This window comes from Pseudomonas sp. P179, from assembly GCF_000478485.2.
Lineage (GTDB): Bacteria > Pseudomonadota > Gammaproteobacteria > Pseudomonadales > Pseudomonadaceae > Pseudomonas > Pseudomonas aeruginosa.
Genome location: NZ_KI517354.1, coordinates 840877 through 867382, shown reverse-complemented (window position 1 = coordinate 867382; position 26506 = coordinate 840877). Strand labels below are relative to the sequence as shown.

Sequence of the window (26506 nt, the reverse complement as noted above, 5' to 3'; positions counted from 1 at the left end):
TCGGTCTTTGGGATAGGGTTAAGTTGGATACCATCGGAAAAACCGATATGCATTTGTCGCCCGAATCCCTCGAGGCCTTCGTCCAGGCCGTTTCCCTCGGCTCCTTCAGCGCCGCCGCGCGCAAGCTGGGCAAGAGCCAGTCGACCGTCAGCGAGGCCATTGCCCGGCTGGAGATCGACCTCGGCCTGGAACTCTTCGATCGCAGTGGCCGCCAGCCGCAACTGACCGAGGCCGGGCGCACCCTGCTGGGACGGGTCGAGGAGGTCCTCGGCGCATCCGACCGCCTGCGCCGGGTCGCCGCGCTGCTCGCCGGCGGCTCGGAGCCACGGGTGACCCTGGCGCTATCCGACACCTACCATTCGGCGCGCTACGAGGCGCGCCTGGCCGAACTGGACGAGCGTTACCCTGAGCTGGAGTTCGAATGCCTGATCGCCGAGGACCAGGACGTGATCGCCCAGGTCAGCCGCGGCCGCGCCACCCTCGGCCTGCTCGCCGCGCAGCCGCACTACCCGCCGGAGCTGGGCGTGGCGGCGGTCGCCGAGCGTGCCGAGTTCGGCCTGTTCGCCGCCGTCGACCATCCGCTGGCGGGCCTGGAGCGGGTCAGCGAGCGCGACCTTTCCGAATGGCGTCTGCTGCGCCTGAACACCTATAGCGAGACCGGCGCGGCGATCAACGACGGCCTGCCGTCCAGCGGCGGGCGCTGCTGGTCGGCGCCCAACTACCTGTTGCTGCTGGAAATGGCCACCCACGGCTTCGGTTGGGCCGAGCTGCCGCGCTGGCTGGTCAGCGGCTACGCCAACGGACGGCTGAAGGAGTTGCCGGTGTCCGGCTGGCCGCGCAGCCAGGCGGTGGACGTGGTCTGGTCGCGGCAGCGGCCGTTGGGACCGGCGGCCAACTGGTTGCTGGACCGCTTGCTGGATCGCGACCTGCCTATCTAGGGAGGGCCGGCTGAGCCCCGGTTCAGCCGGCGAAGCCGCCGGCGGCGAGGAAGGCGAGTTCCTCGGCGCTGGACGGGCGACCGAGGATCGGATTGCGATGGGGAAAGCGCCCGAAGCGGCGGATGATCTCGCGATGCTCACGAGCGTGGGCGAGGAAGGGCTGGCCGAGTCCGTGGTTCAGCGCTACCGAGCGATCCTGGTCGGCAAGGTTCTCGGCATGGGCGAACGGCAGGTAGAAGAACAGCCGCAGCGCGTCCCCGACCTGGCGGTCGAGGCCTTGTCCCAGAGCCCGCTCCGCCCAGCGCCGCGCTTGGGCGTCGCTGGCGTACATGCGCGGGGTTCCACGGAAGGCGTTGCGCGGGTACTGGTCGAGCAGCAACAGCAGGCCGAGATGGTCCTCGGCTTCATCGGCAGCCGGGCGCAGCGCGTCGGCGCAGGCAAGCTCGTAGAGGTGGGCGAAGCGCTCGCGGAAGCGCCGGTCGAAATCGGCGTTCCTGGCGAACCAGAGGGTAGGGCCGGCATCGCGCCAGAAACCGACCACTTCCGGCAGCGGGGACGCGCTGGGAGGAAGCAAAAGCGCTGCATGGGGCATCTGCGGATCCAGGAAGTAGAGTAGGGACTCCAGGCTATTGGTCCGGGTTCTTTGGATAAACGTAGGTGGCATGGATAGACTGTCCAGCCATCCCGAATAGAGAGAAGGGGCCTGCCCATGGATCGTCTGGACAGCATGCGCGTGTTCCTGCGCGTTGCCGAAACCGGCAGCTTCACCAAGGCCGCGGACCTGCTGGACATGCCGCGGGCGACGGTCTCGGCGGCGGTCCAGCAGCTCGAAGCGCAACTCGGCAGCCGGCTGCTGCATCGCACCACCCGGCAGGTCCAGCTGACCCACGACGGCAGCGTGGTGCTGGAGCGTTGCCGCCACCTGCTGGAAGACATGGAGGAGCTGGAGAGCCTGTTCCACGACGGCAGCCGCGCCAGCGGCCGGCTCAAGGTCGACGTGCCGAGCCGGGTGGCGCGACTGCTGATCGCCCCGGCGCTGCCGGAATTCTTCCGCCAGCATCCGGACATCGAACTGGAACTGGGCTCCAGCGACCGTTCGGTGGACCTGGTGCAGGAGGGCGTCGACTGCGTCCTGCGGGTCGGCCAGTTGGGCAACAGCAGCCTGGTGGCGCGACGCCTCGGCGAGATGCAACTGATCAATTGCGCCAGTCCCGCCTACCTGGAAGAGCATGGCGAGCCACGGACGCCAGCCGACCTCGACCGGCACTGGGCGGTCAACTATGCCTCGCCCAGCAGCGGCCGGGTGTTGCCCTGGGAGTACCGCGAGGATGGGCGCACCCTGACCCGCGCGTTGCGCAGCCGGGTCACGGTGAACAACGCGGAAAGCTACATCGCCTGCTGCCTGTCCGGACTGGGCCTGATCCAGATCCCTGCCTACGACGTGCGCGAGTACCTCCAACGCGGCGAGCTGCGCGAGGTGCTGCCGCAGTGGCGGGCCGAAGCGATGCCGGCGTACGCCCTGTATCCGCACCGGCGGCATCTGTCGCGGCGGGTCAGGGCATTCGTCGACTGGCTGGAGCAACTGCTCCGCGCCCGCCTCTAGTCCACGACGTTCATCTCCCCGGCGCGTTCCGGGCTACGGCAAACGGCCGGATTCTGCGACAATGCGCGCCGTTTTCGATTCGCCGCGAGAGAGCCCATGTCCGCCTGCCAGTCCCCCATCATCGTCGCCCTGGATTTCCCCACCCGTGAGGCCGCCCTGGCGCTGGCCGATCAGCTGGACCCGAAACTGTGCCGGGTGAAGGTCGGCAAGGAACTCTTCACCAGTTGTGCCGCGGGTATAGTCGAGACCTTGCGTGGCAAGGGCTTCGAGGTGTTCCTCGACCTGAAATTCCACGACATCCCGAACACCACGGCGATGGCGGTGAAGGCCGCCGCCGAGATGGGCGTGTGGATGGTCAACGTGCACTGCTCCGGCGGCCTGCGCATGATGGCCGCCTGCCGCGAGACGCTGGAGGCCTTCAGCGGGCCCAGGCCGTTGCTCATCGGCGTGACCGTGCTGACCAGCATGGAGCGCGAGGACCTGGCGGGCATCGGCCTCGACATCGAGCCCCAGGAGCAGGTGTTGCGCCTCGCCGCCCTGGCGCAGAAGGCCGGCATGGACGGCCTGGTCTGCTCGGCCCAGGAAGCGCCGGCGCTGAAGGCCGCCCATCCGGGCCTGCAACTGGTCACGCCGGGCATCCGCCCGGCCGGCAGCGCCCAGGACGACCAGCGGCGCATCCTCACCCCGCGCCAGGCCCTGGACGCCGGCTCCGATTACCTGGTGATCGGCCGGCCGATCAGCCAGGCCGCCGACCCGGCCAAGGCGCTGGCGGCGATCGTCGCCGAACTGGGCTGAGGCGGCTTCCCCCACGCCTGCCGTCGGCGACCGTCGCGCGCCGTGTCGAGCCGGACTGGCGCAGGCATCATCCGCGCCTGTCCCTCCCCAGCGTCTAGGCTTGTAGCGGGCACTCCGGCAAGTACCGGTGGCAACGGTTTCACAGTTTCGTGAGGAAAAATTGCAAGTGCCTTGCCGGCTGGCCCCAGGCCAGTAGGATCGCTGTTTTCCCCGGAAACGCGAGGTCGGGATGCTGAACACCCTGGAAGCCTGCCTGAAGGCGGTCGATGAGATTCTCCTGGGCAAGGACCGCCAGGTGCGCCTGGCCCTGGCCTGCCTGCTGGCCCGTGGGCACCTGTTGATCGAAGACCTGCCGGGGATGGGCAAGACCACCCTCAGCCATGCCCTGGCGCGGGTGCTCGGGCTCAGTTTCCAGCGCATCCAGTTCACCTCGGACCTGCTGCCGGGCGATATCCTCGGTACCTCGGTGTTCGACAAGGACAGCGGGCAATTCGTCTTCCATCCCGGGCCGATCTTCGCCGAACTGGTGCTTGCCGACGAGATCAACCGCGCCACGCCGAAAAGCCAGAGCGCCTTGCTCGAGGCGATGGAAGAAGGCCAGGTGACCATCGAGGGCGCCACCCGGCCCTTGCCGGAACCGTTCTTCGTCATCGCCACGCAGAACCCGGCCAGCCAGGGCGGCACCTTCTCCCTGCCGGAATCGCAGCTGGATCGCTTCCTGATGCGCCTGTCGCTGGGCTACCCCGGACGCGCGGCGGAACGCTCGCTGTTGCTCGGCGAAGCCCGGCGCGATCTGCTGCCGCGCCTGGAACCCTTGCTCGACCACGCGGCGCTGGCCGCTTTCCAGGCCGAAGTGCCGAAGGTCCGCGCCAGCGATGCGCTGGTGGACTACGTGCTGCGCCTGGTCGAAGCGACCCGCACGCAGCCGGCCTTCGCCCTCGGCCTGTCGCCGCGCGGTAGCCTGGCGTTGCTCGCCGCGGCGCGTGCCTGGGCGCTGCTGGCGGGACGCGACTATGTGATTCCGGAAGACGTCCAGGCGGTGTTGCCGGCGGTCGCCGGGCATCGCCTGCGCGACCAGGCGGACCCCACCGGGCACGGTGGCGGCGCGCTGGTGCAATGGCTGTTGCGCGAAGTCCCGGCGCTCTGATGCGCCTGCGCAACTGGCCGCGCTGGCAGCGCTGGCTGAACCGGCGGATACCGCCGGCGAGCAGCGTCGAGCTGAACCAGCGCCGCGTATTCATCCTGCCGACCCGCCAGGGCGGCGCTTTCGGCCTGGCGCTGCTGGTGATGCTGCTGGCGGCGATCAACTACCAGAACAGCCTGGCCTACGGGTTGACCTTCCTGCTGCTGTCCCTGGGCGTGGTGACCATCCTCCATACCTATCGCAACCTTGCCGGCCTGCGCCTCACCGCGTTGGGAGCGGACCCGGTGTTCGCCGGCGAGCGCGCCGGTTTCCGGGTGCGCCTGGAAAGCCCGCGGCGGGCGCGCCAGGCCATCGCCGTCGGCTGGCCGGAGCGGCCGCTGGAATACGCCGACCTGGCAGGCGACGCGGCTGCCGAGGTGCTGCTGTTCCACCCGACCGAGCGACGCGGCTGGCTGCGGCCGGGGCGCCTGCGGGTGGAGAGTCGCTTTCCCCTCGGCCTGCTGGTGGCCTGGAGCTGGGTCGACCTGCGCCAGCAGGCGCTGGTCTACCCTCGGCCGCTGGCCGGCGAGCCGTTCCTCGGGCCGGGCGCGGAGGATGCCGAGGACCAGGGGCGCGCGCTGGCGAGCGCGGGCGTCGACGACTACCAGGGACTGCGCGCCTACCAGCCGGGCGACTCGCGGCGGCGCCTGCATTGGAAGGCGTTTTCCCGTGGCCAGGGGCTGCTGGTGAAGGACTTCGCCGCGCTCGGTGGGGAAGACTTGTGGCTGGAATTCGAGCGCCTCGGCGGGGATCTCGAAAGTCGCCTGGGCCGCTTGTGCCATGCAGTCCTGGAACTCTCCGCGCGGCAGCAGCCCTATGGCCTGGCGCTGCCCGGCACACGCCTGCAACCGGCCAGCGGCGAGGCCCAGCGCGAGGCCTGCCTGCGTGCGCTGGCGTTGTTCGGAGCGGCGCGATGAACGCGATTCCGCGGGTCGCGCTGGTCTGGCTGCTGGTGGCGCAGGTACTGGTGATCCTGCCGCACCTGGCCTACATGCCGCTGTGGATCGCGGCCATGTGGCTCGGTTGCGCGGCCTGGCGGGTGCAGGTCTTCCGCATGCGTGCCGGCTATCCGCGCGCCTGGGTCAAGCTGGCCCTGGCGCTGCTCGCCGGGGCCGGGGTCTGGTTGTCGCGCGGCAGCCTGGTGGGCCTGGACGCGGGGGCGGTGCTGCTGATCGCCGCGTTCATCCTCAAGCTGGTGGAAATGAAGACCCGCCGCGATGCGCTGGTACTGGTGTTCCTCGGTTTCTTCGCAGTGGTGGTGGGCTACCTGTTCGACGACGGTTTCCTCGCCGCGCTGTACAGCCTGCTGCCGGTGACCGCGTTGCTGGCGGCGCTGATCGGCTTGCAGCAGAGCGCTTTCGCCAGCCGGCCCTGGCCGACCCTGCGGCTGGCCGGCGGGCTGTTGCTGCAGGCGCTGCCGCTGATGCTCCTGCTGTTCCTGTTCTTCCCCCGCCTGGGGCCGCTGTGGTCGTTGCCGATGCCCGGCAACAAGGGGGTCACCGGACTCTCGGAGAGCATGGCGCCAGGGGATATCGCCGAGCTTGGGCGCTCCGCCGAACTGGCGTTCCGGGTCCGCTTCGAGGGCGCACCGCCGCCGCGCGAGCAGCTCTACTGGCGCGCCTTGACCATGGAGCGTTTCGACGGACGACGTTGGGCTCAGGCGCCGCAATGGTCGGGCGAGGATGCTATGCACTGGCAGAAGCGTGGCCCCGAGCTGCGCTACGACGTGATCATGCAGCCCAGTTCGCAGTCCTGGCTGTTCGCCCTCGACGTGGCGCAGACCGACCAGACCGACACGCGCCTGATGAGCGATTTCCACCTGCAGCGACGGCAGCCGGTCGAGCAACGTCTGTTCTACCGAGCCAGTTCCTGGCCACAGGCGCTGCGCGAGTCCAGCATCGATCCGCGCATGCGCTGGCGCAACCTGCAGTTGCCGATGCACGGCAATCCGCGCGCGCGCGCCCTGGCCGAGCAACTGCGCCAGGCCCATGCGCAACCGCAGGCACTGGTCGCGGCCCTGTTGCAGCGCTTCAACCGCGAGCCTTTCGCCTACACCCTGAAACCGCCAGCGACCGGTGCCGACGGGGTGGACGATTTCCTGTTCGACACGCGCAGCGGCTTCTGCGCGCATTACGCCGGGGCGATGGCTTTCGTCCTGCGCGCCGCGGGCATTCCTGCGCGAGTGGTGGCCGGCTACCAGGGCGGCGAGCTGAATCCGGCGGGCAACTACCTGCTGGTGCATCAGTTCGACGCCCACGCCTGGGTCGAATACTGGCAGCCGGAGCAGGGCTGGCTGAGCGTCGACCCGACCTACCAGGTGGCGCCCGAACGGATCGAACAGGGGCTGGAGCAGGCCCTGGCCGGGGACAGCGAGTACCTCGCCGACGCACCGCTGTCGCCGTTGCGCTACCGTGGCCTGCCCTGGCTCAACGACATGCGTCTGGCCTGGGACAGCCTGAACTATGGCTGGCAACGCTGGGTCCTGGCCTACCAGGGTGAGCAGCAGGGCGCCTTCCTGCAGCGCTGGTTCGGCGGGCTCGATCCGACCCGACTGGGCCTGTTGCTCGGTGCCGCGGCGATATTGTCGGTCGGTCTGCTCGCGCTGTTCCTGCTCAAGCCCTGGCAAGGCCGTGGCGATCTGCGCAGCCGCCAACTGCGCCGCTTCGAACGCCTGCTGGAGATGCATGGCCTGCGCCGTTCCCCCGGCGAAGGGCTACGCTCCTACGGCGAGCGCGCCGCCCGCGTCCTGCCGGCGCAGGCGCCAGCCATCGCGGCCTTCGTCGGCGCGTTCGAAGCGCAACGCTATGGACATGGCGGTGCCGATGATCCAGGGTTGCGTCTGCGCGCATTGCGCCGGGCGCTGCCCTGGCGCCTGGTGCGCGCGCCCACGCGGGATGGCCGGGGAGAGGAGCAGGCATGACGGGGTTCATCGATGAACTGCTGGCCGAGGTGATCGGCCAGCAGGTGGCGTTGATGTCGGCGGTCGCCCGCCTGGAGGCGCGCACGGATGGCGAGGCACTGCACGACCTGCGCATCGCCCTGCGCCGTCTGCGCAGCCTGCTGCGGCCGATCCGCGGAGTCCCCGGCGTCGAGGAGCTGGAGCATGCCGCCGCCGAGGTCGGGCGGCTCAGCGGGCCGATCCGCGACCTGGAGGTGCTGCTGCCGGCGCTCGCCGCCGAAGGGCTGCGGGATGCGCTGGCGGTGCGCCGGCCGGTGCTGGAGTCCGGCTACGTGGCGGTTCTCGCCAGCCAGCCGCTGCACCGCCTGCAGCTTTGCCTGGACGTCTGGCCGGCCCTGTTGCGTACGGCCCAGCGGCATGCCGTGCTGGATGGCCTGCACGGCCGGGTGCGCAAGCGCCTGCGCCGGCAATGGAAGACCCTGCGCGCCGAGCTGGCGGACACCACCTATGAGCACTGGCACCCGCTACGGCTACGGATCAAGCGCGTGCGCTACGGGCTGGAGGCCTATCCGCACGATTGCAGCATTCCCGGCTCGCTGCTGGCGCCGCTCAAGGCGGCCCAGTCGGCGCTGGGCGATTGGCACGACCTCGAACAGTGGCTGTTGCGATGCCAGCGCGAGCCGGACCTGGCGCCCGTGCGCGAGGTCTGGACGGCACGCTTCGAACTGGCCCGGGAGCGTGCCGGACGGGCCCTGTCGACATTGCAGCAGGCGCTTGCCGAGCACTGAGGCCGCCGGTATTCCGATCGGCTTTTTCCCAAGGATCGCCTCGCCTAAGATGGGCCCTCGAATCCCCTCGCGAGGCACACATGAATTTTTCCGAATTGATCCAGGCGGTCCGCCGCGACCCTTCCTCGGTGGTAGTACCGGCCAGTTGGGGCCAGGGCCGCGCCACCTTCGGTGGCCTGGTGGTGGCGTTGGCCTACGAGGCCATGCTTGCGGTGGTCGAGGCGGGGCGTCCGTTGCGCTCCATCGGCGTCAGCTTCGTCGGACCGCTGGCCCCCGAGCAGCCGGCGAGCTTCAGCGCCCGGTTGTTGCGCGAGGGCAAGGCGGTGAGCCAGGTACAGGTCGAGGTCCGTCAGGGCGAGCAGGTGGTGACGCTGGTCCAGGCCAGTTTCGGCGTCGCCCGCGCGTCGGCGGTGGCGGTGGAAGCGTTGCCGGCGGCCGGGATGAAGGGCCCCGAAGAGAGCCAGGAGCTGCCCTATATCCGTAACGTGACCCCGGAGTTCACTCGCTACATCGCCATGCGCTGGGCAGTGGGCGGCCTGCCGTTCTCTTCGAACAAGTCGCGCCAGATGGGCGGCTGGATGCGTTTCCGCGACGAACCCGAGGGAGAGCCCATGGAGGTTTCCCACCTGCTGGCGCTGCTCGACTCCTGGCCGCCGGCGCTGTTGCCGCACCTGGCCACCCCGGCGATGGCCAGCTCGCTGACCTGGACCGCCGAGTTCCTCCAGCCGCTGCCGCAGCAGGGCAGCGGCGACTGGTGCCGTTACCTGGCGGAGATCGAGGAGGCGCGCGACGGCTACGGCCACGTGGCGGCGCGGATGTGGAGCGCCGACGGCCAGTTGCTGGCGATCAGCCGGCAGATGGTCACGGTGTTCGGCTGAGGCGCATGTCAGGCGGGCGCGTACTCGGTGCGGTTGCGCCCGCCGCTCTTGGCCTGGTAGAGCGCGCTGTCGGCGCGCACCAGCAGGCTTTCCAGGTCGTCCCCGGCGTCCCTGCGCAGGGCGACGCCGATGCTCACGGTCATCCGCAGCGGTTCGCCGTCGGGATTGCTCACCCGTAGCGCCTCGACGCCGGCGCGCAGCCGTTCGGCGACGTCCAGCGCCTGGTCCAGGCTGACCTCTGGAAGCAGCGCGGCGAATTCCTCGCCGCCCAGGCGACCGAGCAGGTCCACCTCGCGCAGGCCCTGGCGCAGGGTCTCGGCGACACGTTGCAGGGCGCGGTCGCCGGTCAGGTGGCCGTGGCTGTCGTTGATGTTCTTGAAGTGGTCGATGTCCAGCATCAGCGCCACGCAGGGGTGGCGGAAGCGTTCGGCGGCCTTGAGCATGAGTTCCGCCTGGTGCAGGAACGAGTGGCGGTTGTGCAGGCCGGTGAGGGTATCGGTGCTGGCCAGCAGGCGCAGTTCCTGCTCCATGGCCTTGCGCCGGCTGATGTCGTAGCACCAGATCAGGGTCGCCGGCTCGCCGTCGATTTCCAGGTGGCGCGCGCAGATCACCGCCCAGCAAGGCGTTTCCCCGCATAGCTGGGCTTCCCAGCCATCCACCTGGCCGCGCGCCTCCAGGGCGTTCTGCAGGCGGCTGTATTCGCTGGTGCTGGCGAACAGCCGGGGCAGGTTGAAGTCGTCCTGGGCCTGGCAACCCAGGCGCTTGAGCAGGCGTGGGCTGACGTAATGGATGCTGGCGCCGCAGGCGCTGAGCAGGACCACGTCGCTCGGGCTGGCCTCGAGGATGAAATGCAGCAGCGCCTTGCCTTCGCTGAGCTGGCGGGTGCGCTCGCCGACGCGTTTCTCCAGGGTGGCGTTAAGCTCGATCAGATGCCCGGCCAGTTGCTGTGCGCGTTTGAAGTCGGTGACCAGGCGCAGCACCAGCAGGGCACCGCCGGCACCGATCCCGAGCAGCGCCCAGAACAACGCGTAGAACGCCCGGTGCAGGCGCTTGCGGTCGACGTCCAACTGGTTGGTCAGGGCGATGTTGCTGGCAACGACGATCTGGTGGGTCGGTTCGAGCAAGGGCGGAACCTGCTGGACGATCTCCGCGGCCAGGCGGCGCGCGGCGACGGGATCGCCCCAGGGGGCCTGGTTCGACCAGCGATCGCTGAGCTCGATCAGGCGTTGCAGGGTGGCCTGTACCTCCGGACGCGGTTCGGCGAGATGCCTGAACAACGACTGGCGGCGCAGCGGCGCGATCAGGCTGGCGAGGACTTCGAGACGGATCGCCAGGTCGTCGGCTTGGCCTTCGCCGCTCTCGGTGTGCCGCGCGGCGTCCAGCGTGCGATCCAGTTCGGCGCGCAGCGAGTAGGTCTGCCACAGCTCGTTGTGCAGGTTCGGCTGGGCCAGTTGCTGGGCCTGGCGCACCGCCAGCCACAGCGCAGCCCCGGCGATCAGCGCCATGAGCAGCACCAGGCCGAGCAACAGCCCCATGATCTGGCGTTGCCGGCGCAGCTTTGTCGGATCGAGCAGCGGCACAGTCATGTCCGTTACTTACTCAAGAGTGATGGAGCTGACCTGCCAGACGGTACGGTTGTAGTAGACCTGGTTTCTCAACTCAGGATAGCGGGCCATCGGGTAGATGATGAAAAGCGGTCCGCGTTCGCGGATCGCCATGTAGGCGCCGTTGCGGCGATAGGCGAGGATGGGCTGGTAGCTGTCGAGGTCGCTGTACGGGATGATCGCCGAGTAGTCGTTCAGCGCCAGCACGCGCAGGCGCGTGGGCGGCGCCAGGTCCAGGTGGCGCAGCAACAGGCTGAGGCGCACGCCTTGCCAGCGGGCGTTGGCCTCGCCGGGGAGCTGGGCTTCCAGGGTCTCGCTGGGCAGGGCTTCGAGGTCGGACAGGGTCAGCCGTACGGGAGCGTCGCCGGACCGCTGCAGGGTGACGATCGGACGTCCGCCCAGCGGCACGGGCTCCGCGGCCTGGGCAAGAGGCAGCCCCAGGCAACAGAGAAAGACGATTAATTGACGCGTTGACGGCATGTTGTCGGTCCACGACAGGATTCCGTCGATTATATCGGCAGCGTCGCGCTAAAACTGAAGGGCTGTGCAAAATCCCGGACGAACTGTCACTTATGCCGTTCGCGCCAAGCCCGCCACCAGGCGCCGCTGAGGACGAAGCGGGGGAAGGTGACGAACTGCTCGACGAGCAGGCGACTGACAGCGTCGCGCCGATCGCTGAATGGCTCGGGTGCCTGTTCCTCCAGCGCGTGTCCCTTGGCCTGGATCGCCAGGCCGGCGCCGATGCCGATGACACCGAGCACCACCTGCAGCAGGTCCAGGCCGAACAGGCCGCCGAGCAGCAGGATCGCAGCGACGATGAACAGCGGCACGGCGATCAGGTGCAGGACCAGGTTGGTCGGGTTGCGGTGGTTGGCGGCATAGCCGCGCCATTGCCAGGCGAGCAGGTTGGGATGACGTTTGCCCATGTTCTCGGTACTCCGTGACGGCGACCCGCGGGGCGGATCCTTGCATGTCGTCGAGTCTAGGCGGGGTGCGGCAGCGCGGCGAATGATTCCTGCCTATCCGGGCGATAGGCAGGTGCGCCTGCGGATCAGAGGCGTAGCTGGCCGATGGCGCGGGTCAGATCGCCCGCCAGGTCGACCAGTTGCTGACTGGTGGCCGCCGACTCGACGGTCTGCTGCACGGTGAGTTCGGTGACGTCGCGGATGCCCACCACCGAACGGGTCATCTCTTCCGCGACCTGGCTCTGCTGTTCCGCGGCGACGGCGATCTGCGTGTTGCTTTCACGCATCTGCGCCACCGCGTTGGCGATCGCCGCCAGCGCCTCGCCGGCGTCGCCGGCCTGGCTGACGCAACCGTCGGCCTTGAGCGAGCTTTCCTGCATGAACTCCACGGCGTCGCGGGTACCCGACTGCAGGGCGAGGATCATCTGGGTGATCTCGTCGGTGGAGTCCTGCACGCGACGGGCGAGGTTGCGCACCTCATCGGCCACCACGGCGAAGCCGCGGCCCATTTCCCCGGCCCGCGCGGCCTCGATGGCGGCGTTGAGGGCAAGCAGGTTGGTCTGTTCGGCGATGCCGTGGATCACGTTGACCACGCCGCTGATCTTCTGGCTGTCCTCGGCCAGCTTCTGGATCATCTCGGCGGTGTCCTGGACGCCCTGGGACAACCCGGCGATCGACGCGCTGACCCGGCTCACCGCCTGCTGGCCGGCGCCGGCCAGGCGGTCGGCTTCCTGCGACTGGTCACGGGTGTCGGCGGCGTGCTGGGCGATATGGAAGACCGTGGTGGACATCTCGTTGATCGCGGTGGCGGTCTGGTCGGTCTCGCTCTGCTGGCCGAGCATGCCCTGGCGTACCTGGCCCATGCTGCGGGCCAGCGCCTGGGCGCCTTCGTCGAGCTTGGTAGCGGCCGCGGCGACGGTGCCGACGATGCGCTGGTAGCCGGCCTGCATGGCGTTGAAGGCACTGGCCATCTGGCCGACTTCGTCGCGTCCCTGCAGCGGTACGCGAGCGGACAGGTCGCCGCTCTTCTCGACGTGCAGCATCACGTCCTTGAGGGTATGCAGGTGGGTGAGGATGAAGCGGATCAGCAGTTGCGAGGCCGCCAGCAGCGCCAGCATCAGCACCAGCACGGCGACGGCGTAGGCGCCGGCCCGGTCGGCGAAGACCTGCCACAGGTCGCTGGCCGGGGCGAGCACGGCGAAGCGCTGGCCGGAGCCGGTCTGGCCGACCCAGGCGCCGAGCAGCGGGGTATCGCCCTGGCGCGCGCCGGACAACTCGATCCAACCCTGCCCCTTGCCCAGCGCCTGGGCAGCGGTGCCGCCCAGGCTCGCGGCCTGTTCCAGCGGCAGCAGGTTGCTGCGGGCGGGCAGGGCGCTGCCGGCTGGCCAGCTCTGAACCAGCTCGCCCTCGGCGGCGGCGGCGCGCTGGGCGGAAGCGTTGCGCCCGGCGGCTTCCTGCTGCATGGCGAACAACACCAGCAGCAGGGTGGTGAAGAAGGCCACCGCGTTGACGGCCCAGAACTTGTATTTCAGTGGAATGTCGCTGATCCAGGTGCCCATAGGGGGATTTCTTCTTATCGGCAAGCTAATGGCAAGGCGCCATTATCTTGAAAGCTGAGTAAGGGGCAATCGTTGATGCGGGTCAACGAGACCGTTCGTCAGCTTAGCGGCCGATCCGCCGGGAGCTTGAGGGCGATCTCAGTCGATCGTCGGCAGGCCGAAGAACGCCCGCGCCGCGGCGCTGGTGTGAGCGGCCAGGCGCTCTGCGCTCTCGCCGCGATGGCGGGCCACGCAGTCGAGCACCTCGACCAGGTAGGCCGGCTCGTTGCGCCCGTTCTTCGGCTTCGGCCGCAGGCTGCGCGGCAGCAGGTAGGGCGCGTCGCTTTCCAGCATGAGACGGCCGACCGGGATCTCGCCTACCAGATCATGCAGGTGGGTGCCGCGGCGCTCGTCGTTGATCCAGCCGGTGATGCCGATGTGCAGGTCGAGGTCGAGGTAGCCATACAGCGCCCGGCGCTCGCCGGTGAAACAATGTACGACGGCGGCCGGCAGGCGCTCGCGGAAGTCGCGCAGGATCGCCAGCAGGCGCTCGCTGGCGTCGCGTTCGTGGAGGAACACCGGACGCTGTAGCTCGACGGCCAGTGCCAGTTGTTCCTCGAGGGCCTTTTCCTGGGCCGGACGGGGAGAGAAGTCGCGATTGAAGTCGAGGCCGCATTCGCCCACCGCGCGTACCCGCGGGTCGTCGAACAGGGCGCGCAGGCCGCGAGCGGTGTCGGCGTTCCAGTGGCTGGCCTCGTGGGGGTGGACGCCGGCGGTGGTAAACAGCCGGCCGCCCTCGTCGAGTTCGCCGCAGAGCTGCAGCGCCTGTTCGCTGTCGGCCAGGCTGGTGCCGGTGATGACCATCTGCACCACCCCGGCGGCGCGCGCGCGGGCGAGCAGTGCTTCACGTTCCGGGGCGAAGCTGGCGTGGGTCAGATTGACGCCGATATCGATGAGTTGCATGGTGCCTTCCTGGAATTCGCAGCGAGGCGGCGCCCCCTCGATCGCGCCGGACCCGCCGGGAGATGGGTGGCAAACCGCTTGTAGAACAATCCGTTATAATCGCAGATCGGGTTCTTCGGCGCCCGGATTATCTACCCAATGCCTCCGTTTGCAGCCGCTGTCGGAGAGGAACTTGCCAAGACTGCCATGCTCTGATTGATCCGGTCCCCCGGAGAGGGACATCGAGCCTGGCCTCTGGAGACCTGGATGACGCGTCTGTTGCTGCTTTCGCTTTGCCTGCTGGTGCTCGCACCCTTGCCGGCGGCTGCGCGCATCACCGGCCAGCCGGACAACTGGCACAGGGAACAGCCGGAGACCCGCGACCTGGCGAGCATCCGCCGCGCTGGCGTGCTCAAGGTGCTGGTCAACCAGAGCCGCAACAGCTCGGGCGAGGTGAAGGGCGAGCCGATCGGCGTCGAGTACCGTCGCCTGCGCGCCTTCGAGCAATACCTCAACAGCCGTTCGCCGTCCGCGCGGAACCTCACCCTCAAGCTCATACCCAAGCCCAAGGACCAGTTGCTTGCCGCCCTGCAGCGTGGCGAAGGCGACCTGGTCGCCCCCGGCGAACTGCTGCCGGCGCACGACGGCCTGCAGGTCAGCCCGAGCGCGCCGGTGCGCGCCGATGTGCCGCTGGTGCTGGTGGCGCGCAAGGGCAACCGGCGCTACACGCGCCTGGAGCAGTTGTCCGGGCGGACCATCCCGCTGCCGGCCGGCAGCGCCGCCGAGGGCGCCATCGAACTGGTCAACCAGCGCCTGGCGCAACGCCGCATGGCACCGATCCGGATCGAAAAGCTGGACGCTTCCCTGGCCGTCGAGGATGTGATGGAAATGGTCCAGGCAGGCATCCTCGGCTTCACCGTGGTCGAGCAGCCCATCGCCGAACGCTGGGCCAAGGTGCTGCCGAAGCTGCGCGTCGACCGCCACCTGGTGCTGGACAATCGCGCCGACATGGCCTGGTACGTGCGCCGCGATGCCAGCACCCTGCGCGCGACCATCGACCGCTTCCTCGCCGACTACCGCGCGCCGGCCGACCAGGACGTGGCTTTCCAGCGCGTCTACCGGCGCGCCTACAAGGTCCGCAACCCCCTCGGCGCGGCGGACCGCAAGCGCCTGGAAGCGGTCCGTCCACTGCTGCAGCGCTACGCGCGGCAGAGCAGCATGGACTGGCTGGCGCTGGCGGCGGTGGCCTACAAGGAGTCGCACCTGAACCCGAAGGCGCGCGGTTCCGGCGGCGCCAGCGGGCTGATGCAGATCACCCCGGCGGCGGCGCGCAGCGTCGGGGTCGGCAACGTGCACGACAAGGACAGCAACGTGCTGGCCGCCAGTCGCTACCTGACCAAGATCCGCAAGCAGTTCTTCTCCAGCAAGCACCTCGACGAACGCGAGCGCCTGGCGTTCACCCTGGCGGCCTACAACATGGGCCCGGAGCGGGTACAGAACCTGCGCACCCAGGCGCGTCGCCGGGGGCTCGATCCGAATCGCTGGTTCTTCCAGGTCGAGCGGGTGGCTGCGGAAGAGATAGGCATGGGTGTGGTGAGTTATGTCAGCAGCGTCAACAAGTACTACCTTGCATATGAACGCGAACGGGTTCGCCTGGAGCCCGGGGTGCGTGCGAAGACGGCGACGGCTCAAAAATAATCTATAAATTCGATATTGATAACGCGTTTTTTACGGTTTTAATATCGAATTATCTTGCCTATAGTGTGCCCATCTTATCCCACACCTGAGGACGCACCATGAATCCACTGATCAAGACCATCCTGTCGACCAACGCCGGTGCCGGCCTGGCCATCCTGCGTATCGTCACCGGTCTTACCCTGATGTCCCACGGTTCGCAAAAGCTCTTCGGCATGTTCGGCGGCGCCGGCCTGAACGGCATGGCGCAGTGGTTCGAATCCATCGGCCTGACCCCTGGCTACCTGCTGGCGACCCTGGCCGGCAGCGCCGAGTTCTTCGGCGGCCTGGCGCTGGTGATCGGCCTGCTGGTGCGTCCGGCGTCGGTGGTGGTGGGCTTCACCATGATCGTGGCGATCTTCAGCGTGCACATCGGCAATGGCTTCTTCATCACCGACAACGGCTATGAATATGCCCTGACCCTGCTGATGATCAGCGTGGCGCTGCTGATCGATGGCGCCGGCAAGTTCTCGCTGGACGGCAAGCTGTCCCGCTGAACCGGGCTGGCGACGAAAAAGGGCGGACACCTTTGGGTGGCCGCCCTTTTTCGTTGCGGCGCGCAGCACAAGGTTTCCGCCTCGCCGGCCACGCCAGGGCTGCACCCCTGAGGGTAGCTTTATCCGCCGAAGCGCCCTTCGCCGCGTTCTTGGCGTTTCCGTGTCGGTCAGCGCTGCTCGGCCTGGCGCATCTGTTCCAGCGCGCCCAGGCGCAAGCGTTCCTGTTCGCTGAAGCGCTCCTCGGCCAGGCGTTCGACCGCCGCGCGGCGGTCGGCTTCGCTCAGCCCGGTATTGCCTTCGATCCGGCTCTTCTCGGCGAAATAGTCGTCCAGCCGGCCCTTCCAGGCCGAGCGTTGCCGATCGAGTTGCTCCAGGCGGGTGGTGGCTTCGGCGCCCACCAGTTGCTGACGCATCTGGCGGATGGCTTCCGGGCCGGCGCCAGCGGCCTGGAGGGCGGCGGTCTGCTGCTGCAGTTCGCTTTGCAGTTGCGGCAGCACGCTTTCCTGCTGGTCTTCCGGCAGGCTGGCGCGCAGGCGGTCGATGGCGGCGGCCTTTTCCTCGGCGCTGAGCTTGCCGTCCTGGCGGATCGCCAGGCGCTCCAGGGTGAACTGGTTGTAGGTTTCCTCGTCGGCGAAGAACGCCACGTGTGCTTCGTTGCTGAAGATCCGCGCGCGCAGGGCTTTCACCGCGGCTTCCCGCTGGCGCAGGGCGTCGAGGTCGGCCAGGCGCGGCAGGTCGCGTTCGAGCAGCACCAGTTCCTTCTTGTAGTCGATGTATTGCTGCATCAGCGCCAATGCCTGGCCGCGCGCCGGCTCCTGGAGTTCGGCGGCGATGTAGGCGCGCAGGCGGTCCAGGCTTTGCTGCAGGGGCTCTTCGCCGACGGCGCTGAGGAAGTAGTCGAACAGGTTGCGGATGTCGCGGGTGATCAGCAGGTTGCCGCTGGCGTCGACACTGAAACTGCCATCGACGCTGGTGCCCCTGAAGGAGGTTGGCAGCGGCGCGACCTTGGCCGGCATGACCTGGGGGGCCGGCACCGCTTCTCCCGCGGAGGCTGCTGGCGGGGCGCGGTCTGCGCCCGCCTGCGGGCTGGCCGGGGGCGCCGTCTCGGGGGCGGGGGAAGGTTCCAGCCAGACGAACCAGGCCAGGCTGGCGGCGAACGCCAGTGGAATCAGCAGGAGGATTTTCTTCACGCGAGGGGGCTTCCGGGAAAGGGCCGGGGCCGAGGCCCCGGCCGGGGTCCTACAGGCTGGCGTTCTTCAGGCGGTTGGCGTGCTGGCGGTAGACGCTGACCGGGCTGGTCTCGAACAGGCTGGTGAGGCCGAAGACCTGGTTCACCTCGTCCAGGTGGTTCATCCGGTAGTTGTCGCGGATCACCATGCCCAGGTGCGAACTGCAGGTGCCGACCAGGCCGTCGTTGGCGGTGCCGTTCTTGAAGGTCAGCGACGAGGCGCCGAGGAAGGCGTCGCTCGGATCGAGGAAGTTGGTCAGCGGCGAGGAACCGCTCCAGGAGTAATAGCTCACGCCGTTGACCTTGTAGGCGCCCTCGCCGCAGGCCGAGGTGGGGACGCCCTGCGGGTACTTGGCGTTGAAGCGCGCGGCCCCCTCGCTGTTCAGCGACTCCAGCGAGCCCAGTGAATTCTGCGTACCGGTGCTGCCGCTGGAAAGGAAGCTGATTAGCGCGCCGAGGCTGTTGACCAGCCCGGAGAGGATTGCCTCGCCGGCCGAACCCGGTGGGATCTGGCGCAGGAAGTCGGCGGTGTCCGAACCCTTGTGCGGGGCGCCGACGCTGGTGGCGGAAGCGATCAGGTCGGGACGTACGGCGGCGACGTAGCGGATGGTCGGCCCGCCGTGGCTGTGGCCGATCAGGTTGACCTTGGGCTGGCCGCTGAGGGCGACGATTTCCTCCACCTGTTGCAGCAACTGCTCGCCGCGGACTTCCGAGGTGTCCAACTGGCTGACTTCGGTGACGTAGACCTGGGCACCGTCACGGCGCAAGGCGCTGGGAATGCCGAACCAGTAGTCGACCCCGAGGATGTTGTCGAAGCCGAGCATGCCGTGGGCCAGCACGATGGGGTATTTGGTCTGGGTGTAGGTGCTGGCCTGGATCAGAGGGCTGGCAGCGAGAGAGGCGAGGCCGATGGCCAGGCCGAGGGGGAGCAGAGACTTCTTCTTCATGTTGTTCTCATCTCAGGTTGATGGGGCCGAGGGGCGCGTCCTGCCAGCCATCGCCCGAATCCTTCCGGGAGAACCGCTTCGCTGTCCCTTGCGCAGGAACCGTGCCAGCTTCGGCTTTTTTCCTCCAGGCCAGGAAATCCGCGGCTTCCTGGCGGCCGGTCATAACCTGCGTGGCAGAGCGGAAGAGGCGGGTTGTTACGGCGCGAAACGCTCGTTTGAATCTTCCCCGCACAACGCCCAGCGACCGAGTGTGCGGTAGCGCACGCCCGCGGCGTCGTTTTGCGAGCAAAACAGGCTGAAATGGTCGACCTGCCATACGAAGGTTGGGGGTGGCGGGGCGTCCTCCAGCGGCGCGGCATCGCGAGCCAGGGTCAGATGGGCGCTGAATGAGCGGGTTTCCACGGGCAGCTCCAGTTCGGCAAGGCCGGAGCGCAGGGCGCGGCGCAGGCGCAGGAGGGCGCCGGGCGGTTGGCTGGGGGCCAGCAGCAGGATGCCGTTTCTCCAGCGCAGCAGGCGGTCGAGATACAGGTCGAAGGGCGCGGCCTCGATGGCCGCGGCCATGTCCAGCAGGGCCTCGAGCCGAGCGGACGGGACCTGCCCGAGGAAGGCCAGGGTCAGGTGCAGGTTCGCCGTCGCCACCTGGCGTCCGGGCAGTGGCCGGTCATCGCGCCACCGGCCGATCCGCTCGGCGAGGGGAGGTGGGCAGGGCAGGGCGAAGAACAGGCGAAGAAAGCGATCGGGCATGGGCGCCTCCGCGTGTTTCTTGACAGTCTCCATGCGGCTTTTCTAGGATGCGCGTGCGCCGATTTAAACAGCAACTTGCGGGGCGCCCGGCAGCAGCCGAAATACCGCTAAAGCGCTGGCTCGGTGTTGCCTCTCACCGCTGTCCAGCGGGACCGAAGAGGCGGAGACATGACGTCATGACCTGTCCCAGCACGCAATTGCGCCTGGCACCCATCACCACCGGCCTGGTCCGGCGGAACCCGAGGATTCTCCTCAGCGGCCCGCACCAGCCGACCCTCGTCCGTTACCTCGAAGGCTGGCCGAAGCGCTGGAACGGTTCGCGTACCTTCCTTATCCAGTTCGCCCGGGACGGCAAGGACCTGGCGCGCTTCCCCAGCGACGCGTTCGACTTCGCCGTGGTCCAGGCCCCCGAGGCGGAAGACCTGGACCTGGTGGTCCGGCAACTGATCCGGGTCGCCCGCCAGGGCCTGATCACCCGCCGCATCCTGCGCTGAGCGCGTGGCCTCTCAGGGCGCCGGCGGATACTCGATCTCGACGACGAACCAGAGCTTTTCCCCGGCCGGGGTGCGCACCAGCACCTCGGCGTCCAGCTCCTTGCCGACCAGTGCGCGGGCGAGCGGCGAGTCGATGCTGATCTGGTTGTTGCGCAGGTCCAGTTCGTCGGGGCCGACGATGCGATAGCGGGCCTGCTCGCCGTCTTCGTCTTCCAGGGTCACCCAGGCGCCGAAGTACACCCGGTTCGGATCCGCCGGCCGCTCGCCGACCACTTTCAGGTTCTCCAGGCGCTTGCGCAGGAAGCGCACGCGGCTGTCGATCTCGCGCAGCATCTTCTTGCCGTAGATGTATTCGGCGTTTTCCGAGCGATCGCCGAGGGCGGCGGCTTCGCTGACCGCCTGGGTCACCTGGGGACGGCGCACGTGCCAGAGTTCATGCAGCTCTGCGCGTAACCGCGCGGCGCCCTCCGGAGTGATCAGCGGGGTGCCGGCGGTGCGCGGTGGACGATAGCGACTCATGGTTCGGGTGGTTCCACAAATGAACGGATGAAAGCCTGCCAGTGTATCCGATCAGCCCTCGCGCAGGACCCGCAGCGGGCTGCTGTTGAGGGCGCGACGGGTGCCCAGCAGGCCGGCGCCGCCTACCAGCACGGCGCCCACCAGAGGCAGCGCGAGCAACCAGGGATGCGCTTGCCACGGCAGGTCGAAGACCAGTCGGTAGAGCAGCAGGCTGACCGCCTCGCAGCCGAGCGCCGCGAGCAGGCCGCTGACTGCGCCGAGCAGGGCGAACTCGACCCGCCGGGTACGTTGCAGCAACTCGCGCTCGGCACCCAGCGCGCGCAGCAGGGCACCCTGGCGCACGCGCTCGTCGAGGGTCGCCTGGAGACCGGCGAAGAGCACCACGAAGCCCGCCGCGAGAACGAACACCAGCACGTACTCCACGGCCAGGGTGACCTGGTCGAGGATGCTCCGCAGCTGGCTCAGCAGGGCGTCTACCGGCAGCAGGGTGACGGTGGGGAAGGCGCGGGCCAGTTCGATCAGGTCGCGTTCCTGGCTGGCCGGCAGGTAGAAGCTGGTCAGGTAGGTCACCGGCAGGTCGGTCAGGGTGCCGGGCTGGAAGACCATGAAGAAGTTCGGCTGGAAATTGTCCCACTTCACCTTGCGCAGGCTCTGGACCTGGACCTCGCGATTCTGCCCGGCGACGCTGAAGGTGAGCCGGTCGCCGACCTGGATACGCAGGTTGGCGGCCAGCTTCTCTTCCACCGACACGCCCGGCAGGGCCCCCGGCTGCGGCGCGCTCCACCAGCGTCCGGCGGTGAGCTGGTTGCCGGAGGGCAGTCGCTCCGACCAGGTCAGGCCGAGGTCGCGCTGCAGGGCACGCTCGCTGCGCACGTCTTCGTCGAGCGCCTGGACCGGCTTGCCGTTCACCGCTACCAGGCGCCCGGGAACCATGGGGAACAGCGGCTCGGCGCCGGGGGAGAGCTTTTGCACGCGACGTTCGAAGGCTTCCTTTTCCGTCGGCAGGATGTTCAGGGCGAAATGGTTGGGGGCGTCCGGCGGCAACTGGGCCTGCCAGGTATCCAGCAGTTCGCCGCGAAGCAGGGCGATCAGGGCCATGGCCAGCAGGATCAGGCCGAAGGCCAGGCTCTGTCCGGCGGCGGCCAGCGGGTGCCGCAACAACTGGCCGAGTCCCAGCCGCCATGGCAGGCTGGCACGCGCCAGTGCCCGGCGCAGGCCGTTCAGGCCGAGCAGCAGGAGGGCGCCGAGCACCAGCGTGGCGACCAGGCCGCCGCCGAGCAGGGCGAGGGTCAGCTTCAGGTCGAGACTCAACCGCCACATGATCAGGCCCAGGGCGAGCAGGGCGCAGGCGTAGGCCATCCAGGTGCGCATCGGCACCGGCAGCAGGTCGCTGCGCAGGACCCGCAACGGCGGTACCCGGCCCAGGGCTGCCAGCGGCGGCAGGGCGAAGCCGGCCAGCGCTACCAGGCCGGTGGCGATCCCGGCGAAGGCGGGGAACAGGCCGCCGGCTGGTACGTCCGGCGGCAGCAGCGTGGCGAGCAGGCGGAACAGGCCGAGCTGTGCCAACCAGCCGAGCAGGGCGCCGATGGCGCTGGCGAGCAGGCCCAGCAGCAACAGTTGCAGCGCGTAGAGGAGCAGGGTTTCGCTGCGCGACAGACCGAGGCAGCGCAGCAGCGCGCTGGCGTCGTAGCGCCGTGCAGCGAAACGGGCGGCGGACAGCGCCACGGCGACGCCGGCGAGCAGCACCGCGGCCAGGCTGGCCAGGTTCAGGTAACGCTCGGCACGGCCGAGGGCATCGCCCACCTGGCGGTTGCCGTCGCGGGCATCCTGCAGGCGCTGGTTGGCGGCGAGGCTGCCCTTGACCTGCTGGCGATAGGCCTGGAGGGCTTCCGGCGGGCCTTCCCACAGATCGCGGTAGCGCACCCGGCTGCCCGGCTGGACCACCCCGGTGGCATCGAGGTCGGCCAGGCTCATCATGGCGCGGGGCGTCAGGCTGTAGAAGTCGCCGGCGCGGTCCGGCTCGTAGGTGAGGATGCGCGCGATGCGCAGCGGCTTGCGGCCGATCTCGATGCTGTCGCCGACCTTCAGGTCGAGGCTGACCAGCAGGCGCGATTCGACCCATACCTCGCCCGCCTGCGGACGACCGCCGGCCTGCTCGGCGGCGAACGGCGCGGCAGCGCTCTTGAGCTGCCCGCGCAGGGGGTAGCGGTCGCCGACCGCCTTGATGCTGCTGAGCTGGATGCCCTGGTCGGTGGCGATCACGCTGGAAAACTCGACGCTGTCGGCGTGGCGCAGGCCCAGACGGGTGCCGCGTTCGATCTGTTCGGCGCTTGCCGGCTGGGTACCGTTGAGCACCAGGTCGGCGCCGAGGAACTCGGCGGCGCGGGCGAGCATGGCGCCGTTCAGGCGGGCGCTGAAATAGCCGATGGCGGTGCTCGAGGCGACCGCGATCAGCAGGGCGAAGAACAGCACGCGCAGCTCGCCGCTGCGCGACTCGCGGAACAATTGGCGACCGGCGAGGCTCAGCAGGCGGGAGAGGGGCACCGGCTTCATCAGGGTTCGACCCGGTCGATCAGGCGTCCGCTTTCCAGACGGATCAGGCGCCGGCAGCGATGCGCCAGACGCTCGTCGTGGGTAACCAGGACCAGGGTGGTACCGCGTTCGCGGTTGAGTTCGAAGAGCAGATCGCTGATCCGCTCGCCGGTGGCGCTGTCGAGGTTGCCGGTGGGTTCGTCGGCGAACAGCACGTCCGGCTGCGCCGCGAAGGCACGGGCAATGGCGACCCGCTGCTGCTCGCCGCCGGAGAGCTGGCGCGGATAGTGGCCCAGGCGTTGGCCGAGGCCGACTCGCTCGAGCAGTTCTCTGGCGCGCTGGCGAGCGTCGGCGCGGCCTTCCAGTTCCAGGGGCAGCATCACGTTCTCCAGCGCATCGAGGCTGTCGAGCAACTGGAACGACTGGAACACGAAGCCTACATGGGCCGCGCGGACGCGCGCCCGCTGGTCCTCGTCGAGGTCGCCGAGGGCGTGCCCGGCTAGACGGACCTCGCCGCCGCTGGGCTGGTCGAGCCCGGCGAGCAGGCCGAGCAGGGTCGACTTGCCGGAGCCGGAGCTGCCGACGATCGCCAGGCTGTCGCCGCGGGCGAGGTCGAGGGAGAGGTCGTGGAGGATGGTCAACTTGCCTTCCGCGCTACCGACAACCTTGCTAAGGTTCTGCGCGTTGAGAATGCTGGCGCTCATGGAGGTTCCGATGCGTGCATTGCTGTTGAGCGGCTGCCTGGCCCTGGTCCTGCTGACCCAGCAGGCCGCGGCGCAGACGCTGTTGGTCGTGGGCGATAGTATCAGCGCCGCTTTGGGACTGGATACCAGCCAGGGCTGGGTCGCCCTGTTGCAGAAGCGCCTCGCCGACGAAGGTTACGACTACCGGGTGGTGAACGCCTCGATCAGCGGCGACACCTCCGCGGGCGGCCTGGCGCGCCTGCCGGCGCTGCTTGCCGAGGAGAAGCCGGCGCTGGTGGTGATCGAGCTGGGAGGCAACGACGGGCTGCGCGGAATGGCACCGGCGCAATTGCAACAGAATCTTGCCAGCATGGCGCAAAAGGCCCGGGCGGAAGGAGCGAAGGTGCTGCTGCTGGGTATCCAGTTGCCACCGAACTACGGCCCGCGCTACATCGAGGCCTTTTCCAGGGTCTACGGCGCGGTCGCGGCGCAGGAAAAGACCGCCCTGGTGCCGTTTTTCCTCGAAGGGGTCGGCGGGGTCCAGGGGATGATGCAGGCGGATGGCATCCATCCGGCGCTCGCCGCCCAGCCGAGGCTCCTGGAAAATGTCTGGCCGACGCTGAAACCGCTGCTTTGAGACTTCCCCGGGAAACCGCTTTCGGCTAAGGTTGCGCACCCCTCAGGAGCCCCCCATGCCGCGTCCCGCCTGGACCCTCTATGCCTATCAACTGATCGAGCCCGACGATCAGCTGGACCTGTTCGCCTGTCGCGAGGTCCGGGTGCATGTGGTGGCGCGTCAGCTGGAGCTGGATACCCCGGCGGACCGCACGCTTTGCGGCAAGCTGCTGCCGGCCCAGCCGCGCTGGCAGCCGCTGGAACGGGCGCGTCTGCGCGACCGGCTGCTGTGTCCCGATTGCCGGAAACAACTGGAGGCGGAAAAGCGCGGGGAGCGCCTGTCCTGGTTGGTCTGAGCCCTCCCGGTGAAACCTGGCGGGGTGTTACACTGTCTTTCCTACTCCTTCATCGCACTCGCCAAGGATTCTCCGGAATGTTGTCGCGCGTACCCGTTGTCTCACTGTCTTTCGCCGCGCTGCTTTCGGCCGGCTCCGCATCGGCCCTGGAACTGCAGCTCCCGCCTCCGGGCGAGGACGTCGTCGGCCAGGTCCAGGTGATCAAGGCCAAGTACGAGGACACTTTCGCCGACCTCGGCGAGCAGTACAACCTGGGCTACAGCGAAATGGTCGCCGCCAACCCCGGTGTCGATCCCTGGCTGCCGGGCGTCGGCACCGAGGTGATCATCCCTACCCGCTTCGTGCTGCCGCCTGGCCCGCGCGAAGGCGTGGTGATCAACCTGGCCGAATACCGCCTGTACTACTACCCGAAAGGGCAGAACGTGGTGCACACCTATCCGCTGGGCATCGGCCGCGAGGGCTGGGGTTCGCCGATCGCGAACACCCGCATCACCGCCAAGACCAAGGACCCGGCCTGGTATCCGCCGGCCTCGATCCGCGCCGAGCACGCCGCCGATGGCGATCCGCTGCCGACCGTGGTGCCGCCGGGCCCGGACAATCCGCTGGGGCCGTACAAGCTGACCCTGGGCGTGCCGGGCTACCTGATCCATGGTTCGAACAAGAAGTTCGGCATCGGCACCCGCACCAGCCATGGCTGCTTCCGCATGTACAACGCCGACGTGACCCACCTGTTCTCGATGATCAGCGTCGGCACCAGCGTGCGTATCATCAACGAGCCCTACAAGTTCGGCGTGAGCAACGGCAAGGTCTACCTGGAGGCGCATACGCCGCTGAACGACCATGGCGACCCGTCGGTGGTGGACAAGCACACCGCGGTGATCAACACCCTGCTCAAGCGCGACGACCTGGCCAAGCGTATCCAGTTGAACTGGGACGTGGTCCGCGAAGTGGTGGCCTCGGAGGATGGCGTGCCGGTGGAAATCGCCCAGGAATCGGCGCCGGCGATGACCGCGACGGTGGATAGCGATCCTACCCAGCTTACGCCCTGACGGAGAGCGTCGAGGCAGAGGCCCGCGTACCCGCAAGGGACGCGGGTTTTTTCATGCCCGGCGAAACGCAGGCATAAAAAAACCGGCCCCGAGGGACCGGTTTTCAACAGGTCGTGAGACCTATTACTTGCGGCTGGCTTTTTCCAGCATGCGCAGGGCACGCTCGTTAGCCTCGTCAGCAGTCTGCTGAGCTTTCTGAGCAGCGCCCAGAGCTTCGTCAGCCTTGCGATAGGCTTCGTCAGCGCGAGCCTGAGCACGAGCAGCTGCGTCTTCGGTAGCGGTCAGACGAGCTTCGGTTTCTTTGGAGTGGCTGCTGCAACCGGTGGCCAGAACAGCAGCCAGAGCCAGAGCAGAGAATTTCAGAACGTTGTTCATCGTGTTCCCCTTAAGGTGGACATTTCCATAACAGCAATCTCCCCAGCCGGGGAAATTAGCCGGCTACATACTACCCATTACTTGTAGTAAGTAAACTGACCAAGCGCAAGCCGAGCAACTTTTTTTTTAGTCCCCCCGACTTTAGCAGTAGTTGGAGTGTCGTTTGTTCAAAAAATATCCAGCGTGCGGCGCAAGTAAGCAATTTCCCGGACCTTGGGTAGAGTTGCTGCAAGAGGCGGGGGATGAGGGCTGCCGGGTTGTCGAGAATGTTCCGCCGGAGTGGCTGGCGCTTATCGACTTGGCGGAGAGTGGCAAGTAACAACTAAGTTGCCAGCATGTTGCCGGAAATGCCGTAAGTATTGGTGCGGAAATGAAAAAGGCCCGGCTAACTTGATTAGCCGGGCCTTCTTGCGATCTGGCGGTGAGGGAGGGATTCGAACCCTCGATACGGTTTCCCGTATACACACTTTCCAGGCGTGCTCCTTCAACCACTCGGACACCTCACCAGGTTCTCGACAGCGCCGTGTCTGTCGAGGCGCGCAATTTACTCGAACATTTCCCGCTTGGCAAATATTTTTTTAACTTTTTCATCGGCTTAGG

27 protein-coding genes and 1 tRNA gene are annotated in these 26506 nt (G+C 68.1%); 14 read left to right on the top strand and 14 right to left on the bottom strand.

The annotated features are described in order from the left end of the window. The first annotated feature begins 47 nt into the window (after window positions 1–47). Window positions 48–938 carry a LysR family transcriptional regulator gene (locus tag HMPREF1224_RS16685; protein WP_003090978.1) on the top strand — a complete coding sequence of 297 codons (891 nt, stop codon included), beginning with the start codon at window positions 48–50 and terminating at the stop codon, window positions 936–938. Window positions 939–960: 22 nt separating this feature from the next. On the opposite strand, the gene HMPREF1224_RS16680 is transcribed toward HMPREF1224_RS16685, so the two are convergent. Further along, entirely contained in the window at window positions 961–1602 is a 642-nt protein-coding gene (locus HMPREF1224_RS16680) for a DUF924 family protein (protein WP_003122518.1), read from the bottom strand. Window positions 1603–1647: 45 nt separating this feature from the next. On the opposite strand from HMPREF1224_RS16680, the gene HMPREF1224_RS16675 reads away from it, so the two are divergent. The 7 genes from HMPREF1224_RS16675 to HMPREF1224_RS16645 all read left to right on the top strand — a co-directional run bounded on the left by HMPREF1224_RS16675 (window position 1648) and on the right by HMPREF1224_RS16645 (window position 9084). Further along, window positions 1648–2541, top strand: coding sequence for a LysR family transcriptional regulator (locus HMPREF1224_RS16675; RefSeq protein ID WP_010793175.1), 894 nt, complete (start codon window positions 1648–1650; stop codon window positions 2539–2541). A 96-nt stretch (window positions 2542–2637) separates the two neighbouring features. Beyond that, on the top strand, window positions 2638–3336 hold the full coding sequence (gene pyrF / locus HMPREF1224_RS16670) for an orotidine-5'-phosphate decarboxylase (protein WP_003090975.1): 699 nt from the start codon (window positions 2638–2640) through the stop codon (window positions 3334–3336). A gap of 229 nt (window positions 3337–3565) precedes the next feature. Continuing rightward, on the top strand, window positions 3566–4483 hold the full coding sequence (locus HMPREF1224_RS16665; RefSeq protein WP_003090974.1) for an AAA family ATPase: 918 nt from the start codon (window positions 3566–3568) through the stop codon (window positions 4481–4483). Next, complete coding sequence (locus HMPREF1224_RS16660) at window positions 4483–5436, top strand: DUF58 domain-containing protein (protein WP_003101693.1); 954 nt, start codon at window positions 4483–4485, stop codon at window positions 5434–5436. Before HMPREF1224_RS16665 ends, HMPREF1224_RS16660 begins: the two co-directional genes overlap by 1 nt. Next, the gene (tgpA, locus tag HMPREF1224_RS16655) at window positions 5433–7439 is read left to right on the top strand and encodes a protein-glutamine gamma-glutamyltransferase TgpA (RefSeq protein WP_010793174.1); all 2007 of its coding nucleotides are present in this window, start codon (window positions 5433–5435) and stop codon (window positions 7437–7439) included. The genes HMPREF1224_RS16660 and tgpA overlap by 4 nt, the downstream gene beginning before the upstream one ends. Continuing rightward, window positions 7436–8206 carry a CHAD domain-containing protein gene (locus HMPREF1224_RS16650; protein WP_003117634.1) on the top strand — a complete coding sequence of 257 codons (771 nt, stop codon included), beginning with the start codon at window positions 7436–7438 and terminating at the stop codon, window positions 8204–8206. The genes tgpA and HMPREF1224_RS16650 overlap by 4 nt, the downstream gene beginning before the upstream one ends. Before the next feature lie 80 nt (window positions 8207–8286). Then, complete coding sequence (locus tag HMPREF1224_RS16645; RefSeq protein WP_010793173.1) at window positions 8287–9084, top strand: acyl-CoA thioesterase; 798 nt, start codon at window positions 8287–8289, stop codon at window positions 9082–9084. Between the two features lie 8 nt (window positions 9085–9092). On the opposite strand, the gene HMPREF1224_RS16640 is transcribed toward HMPREF1224_RS16645, so the two are convergent. From HMPREF1224_RS16640 to HMPREF1224_RS16620, 5 genes are all read right to left on the bottom strand, one after another. Beyond that, window positions 9093–10670, bottom strand: coding sequence for a GGDEF domain-containing protein (locus HMPREF1224_RS16640; RefSeq protein WP_003101679.1), 1578 nt, complete (start codon window positions 10668–10670; stop codon window positions 9093–9095). Window positions 10671–10679: 9 nt separating this feature from the next. Continuing rightward, complete coding sequence (locus HMPREF1224_RS16635) at window positions 10680–11168, bottom strand: putative pterin-binding protein (protein ID WP_003119860.1); 489 nt, start codon at window positions 11166–11168, stop codon at window positions 10680–10682. Window positions 11169–11254: 86 nt separating this feature from the next. After that, complete coding sequence (locus tag HMPREF1224_RS16630; protein WP_003101677.1) at window positions 11255–11614, bottom strand: Mpo1-like protein; 360 nt, start codon at window positions 11612–11614, stop codon at window positions 11255–11257. Between the two features lie 125 nt (window positions 11615–11739). Beyond that, complete coding sequence (locus tag HMPREF1224_RS16625; protein WP_003110283.1) at window positions 11740–13212, bottom strand: methyl-accepting chemotaxis protein; 1473 nt, start codon at window positions 13210–13212, stop codon at window positions 11740–11742. A gap of 138 nt (window positions 13213–13350) precedes the next feature. Then, the gene (locus tag HMPREF1224_RS16620; RefSeq protein ID WP_003114747.1) at window positions 13351–14154 is read right to left on the bottom strand and encodes a TatD family hydrolase; all 804 of its coding nucleotides are present in this window, start codon (window positions 14152–14154) and stop codon (window positions 13351–13353) included. Between the two features lie 246 nt (window positions 14155–14400). Between HMPREF1224_RS16620 and HMPREF1224_RS16615 the strand changes: the two genes are divergently transcribed. Together HMPREF1224_RS16615 and HMPREF1224_RS16610 are read left to right on the top strand one after the other, a co-directional pair. Next, window positions 14401–15831 carry an MltF family protein gene (locus tag HMPREF1224_RS16615; protein WP_003114749.1) on the top strand — a complete coding sequence of 477 codons (1431 nt, stop codon included), beginning with the start codon at window positions 14401–14403 and terminating at the stop codon, window positions 15829–15831. Between the two features lie 98 nt (window positions 15832–15929). After that, window positions 15930–16364 carry a DoxX family protein gene (locus HMPREF1224_RS16610; protein ID WP_003090958.1) on the top strand — a complete coding sequence of 145 codons (435 nt, stop codon included), beginning with the start codon at window positions 15930–15932 and terminating at the stop codon, window positions 16362–16364. Between the two features lie 167 nt (window positions 16365–16531). Here the strand turns inward: HMPREF1224_RS16610 and HMPREF1224_RS16605 are convergent, their stop codons facing one another. The 3 genes from HMPREF1224_RS16605 to thpR form a co-directional block, all read right to left on the bottom strand. Then, entirely contained in the window at window positions 16532–17554 is a 1023-nt protein-coding gene (locus tag HMPREF1224_RS16605) for a lipase secretion chaperone (protein ID WP_003117631.1), read from the bottom strand. Between the two features lie 49 nt (window positions 17555–17603). Beyond that, window positions 17604–18539, bottom strand: a complete 936-nt coding sequence (lipA, locus tag HMPREF1224_RS16600) for a triacylglycerol lipase (protein ID WP_003143713.1) — start codon at window positions 18537–18539, stop codon at window positions 17604–17606. 195 nt (window positions 18540–18734) lie between these two features. Continuing rightward, window positions 18735–19283 carry an RNA 2',3'-cyclic phosphodiesterase gene (thpR, locus tag HMPREF1224_RS16595; protein WP_003119863.1) on the bottom strand — a complete coding sequence of 183 codons (549 nt, stop codon included), beginning with the start codon at window positions 19281–19283 and terminating at the stop codon, window positions 18735–18737. A 176-nt stretch (window positions 19284–19459) separates the two neighbouring features. Between thpR and HMPREF1224_RS16590 the strand changes: the two genes are divergently transcribed. Then, window positions 19460–19777, top strand: coding sequence for a hypothetical protein (locus HMPREF1224_RS16590; protein WP_010793172.1), 318 nt, complete (start codon window positions 19460–19462; stop codon window positions 19775–19777). Between the two features lie 12 nt (window positions 19778–19789). Here HMPREF1224_RS16590 and greB read toward each other — a convergent pair whose 3' ends face one another. From greB to HMPREF1224_RS16575, 3 genes are read right to left on the bottom strand one after another with little or no spacing between them, the layout of a single operon-like run. After that, entirely contained in the window at window positions 19790–20296 is a 507-nt protein-coding gene (gene greB, locus HMPREF1224_RS16585) for a transcription elongation factor GreB (protein WP_003090951.1), read from the bottom strand. Window positions 20297–20347: 51 nt separating this feature from the next. Further along, window positions 20348–22840 (bottom strand): ABC transporter permease, encoded by a 2493-nt coding sequence (locus tag HMPREF1224_RS16580; protein WP_077144866.1) that lies wholly within the window; start codon window positions 22838–22840, stop codon window positions 20348–20350. 8 nt (window positions 22841–22848) lie between these two features. After that, window positions 22849–23532, bottom strand: coding sequence for an ABC transporter ATP-binding protein (locus tag HMPREF1224_RS16575; RefSeq protein ID WP_003119866.1), 684 nt, complete (start codon window positions 23530–23532; stop codon window positions 22849–22851). Between the two features lie 10 nt (window positions 23533–23542). On the opposite strand from HMPREF1224_RS16575, the gene tesA reads away from it, so the two are divergent. From tesA to HMPREF1224_RS16560, 3 genes are all read left to right on the top strand, one after another. Further along, window positions 23543–24148 carry an esterase TesA gene (gene tesA / locus HMPREF1224_RS16570; protein ID WP_003114753.1) on the top strand — a complete coding sequence of 202 codons (606 nt, stop codon included), beginning with the start codon at window positions 23543–23545 and terminating at the stop codon, window positions 24146–24148. A gap of 55 nt (window positions 24149–24203) precedes the next feature. Further along, window positions 24204–24482 (top strand): hypothetical protein, encoded by a 279-nt coding sequence (locus HMPREF1224_RS16565; protein ID WP_003090947.1) that lies wholly within the window; start codon window positions 24204–24206, stop codon window positions 24480–24482. 77 nt (window positions 24483–24559) lie between these two features. After that, complete coding sequence (locus HMPREF1224_RS16560; RefSeq protein WP_003090946.1) at window positions 24560–25531, top strand: L,D-transpeptidase family protein; 972 nt, start codon at window positions 24560–24562, stop codon at window positions 25529–25531. Window positions 25532–25654: 123 nt separating this feature from the next. Here HMPREF1224_RS16560 and oprI read toward each other — a convergent pair whose 3' ends face one another. Both oprI and HMPREF1224_RS16555 read right to left on the bottom strand, forming a co-directional pair. Further along, complete coding sequence (gene oprI / locus HMPREF1224_RS0111985; protein ID WP_003090944.1) at window positions 25655–25906, bottom strand: outer membrane lipoprotei OprI; 252 nt, start codon at window positions 25904–25906, stop codon at window positions 25655–25657. 416 nt (window positions 25907–26322) lie between these two features. Further along, window positions 26323–26412 (bottom strand) — tRNA-Ser (locus HMPREF1224_RS16555). Window positions 26413–26506 lie beyond the last annotated feature (94 nt).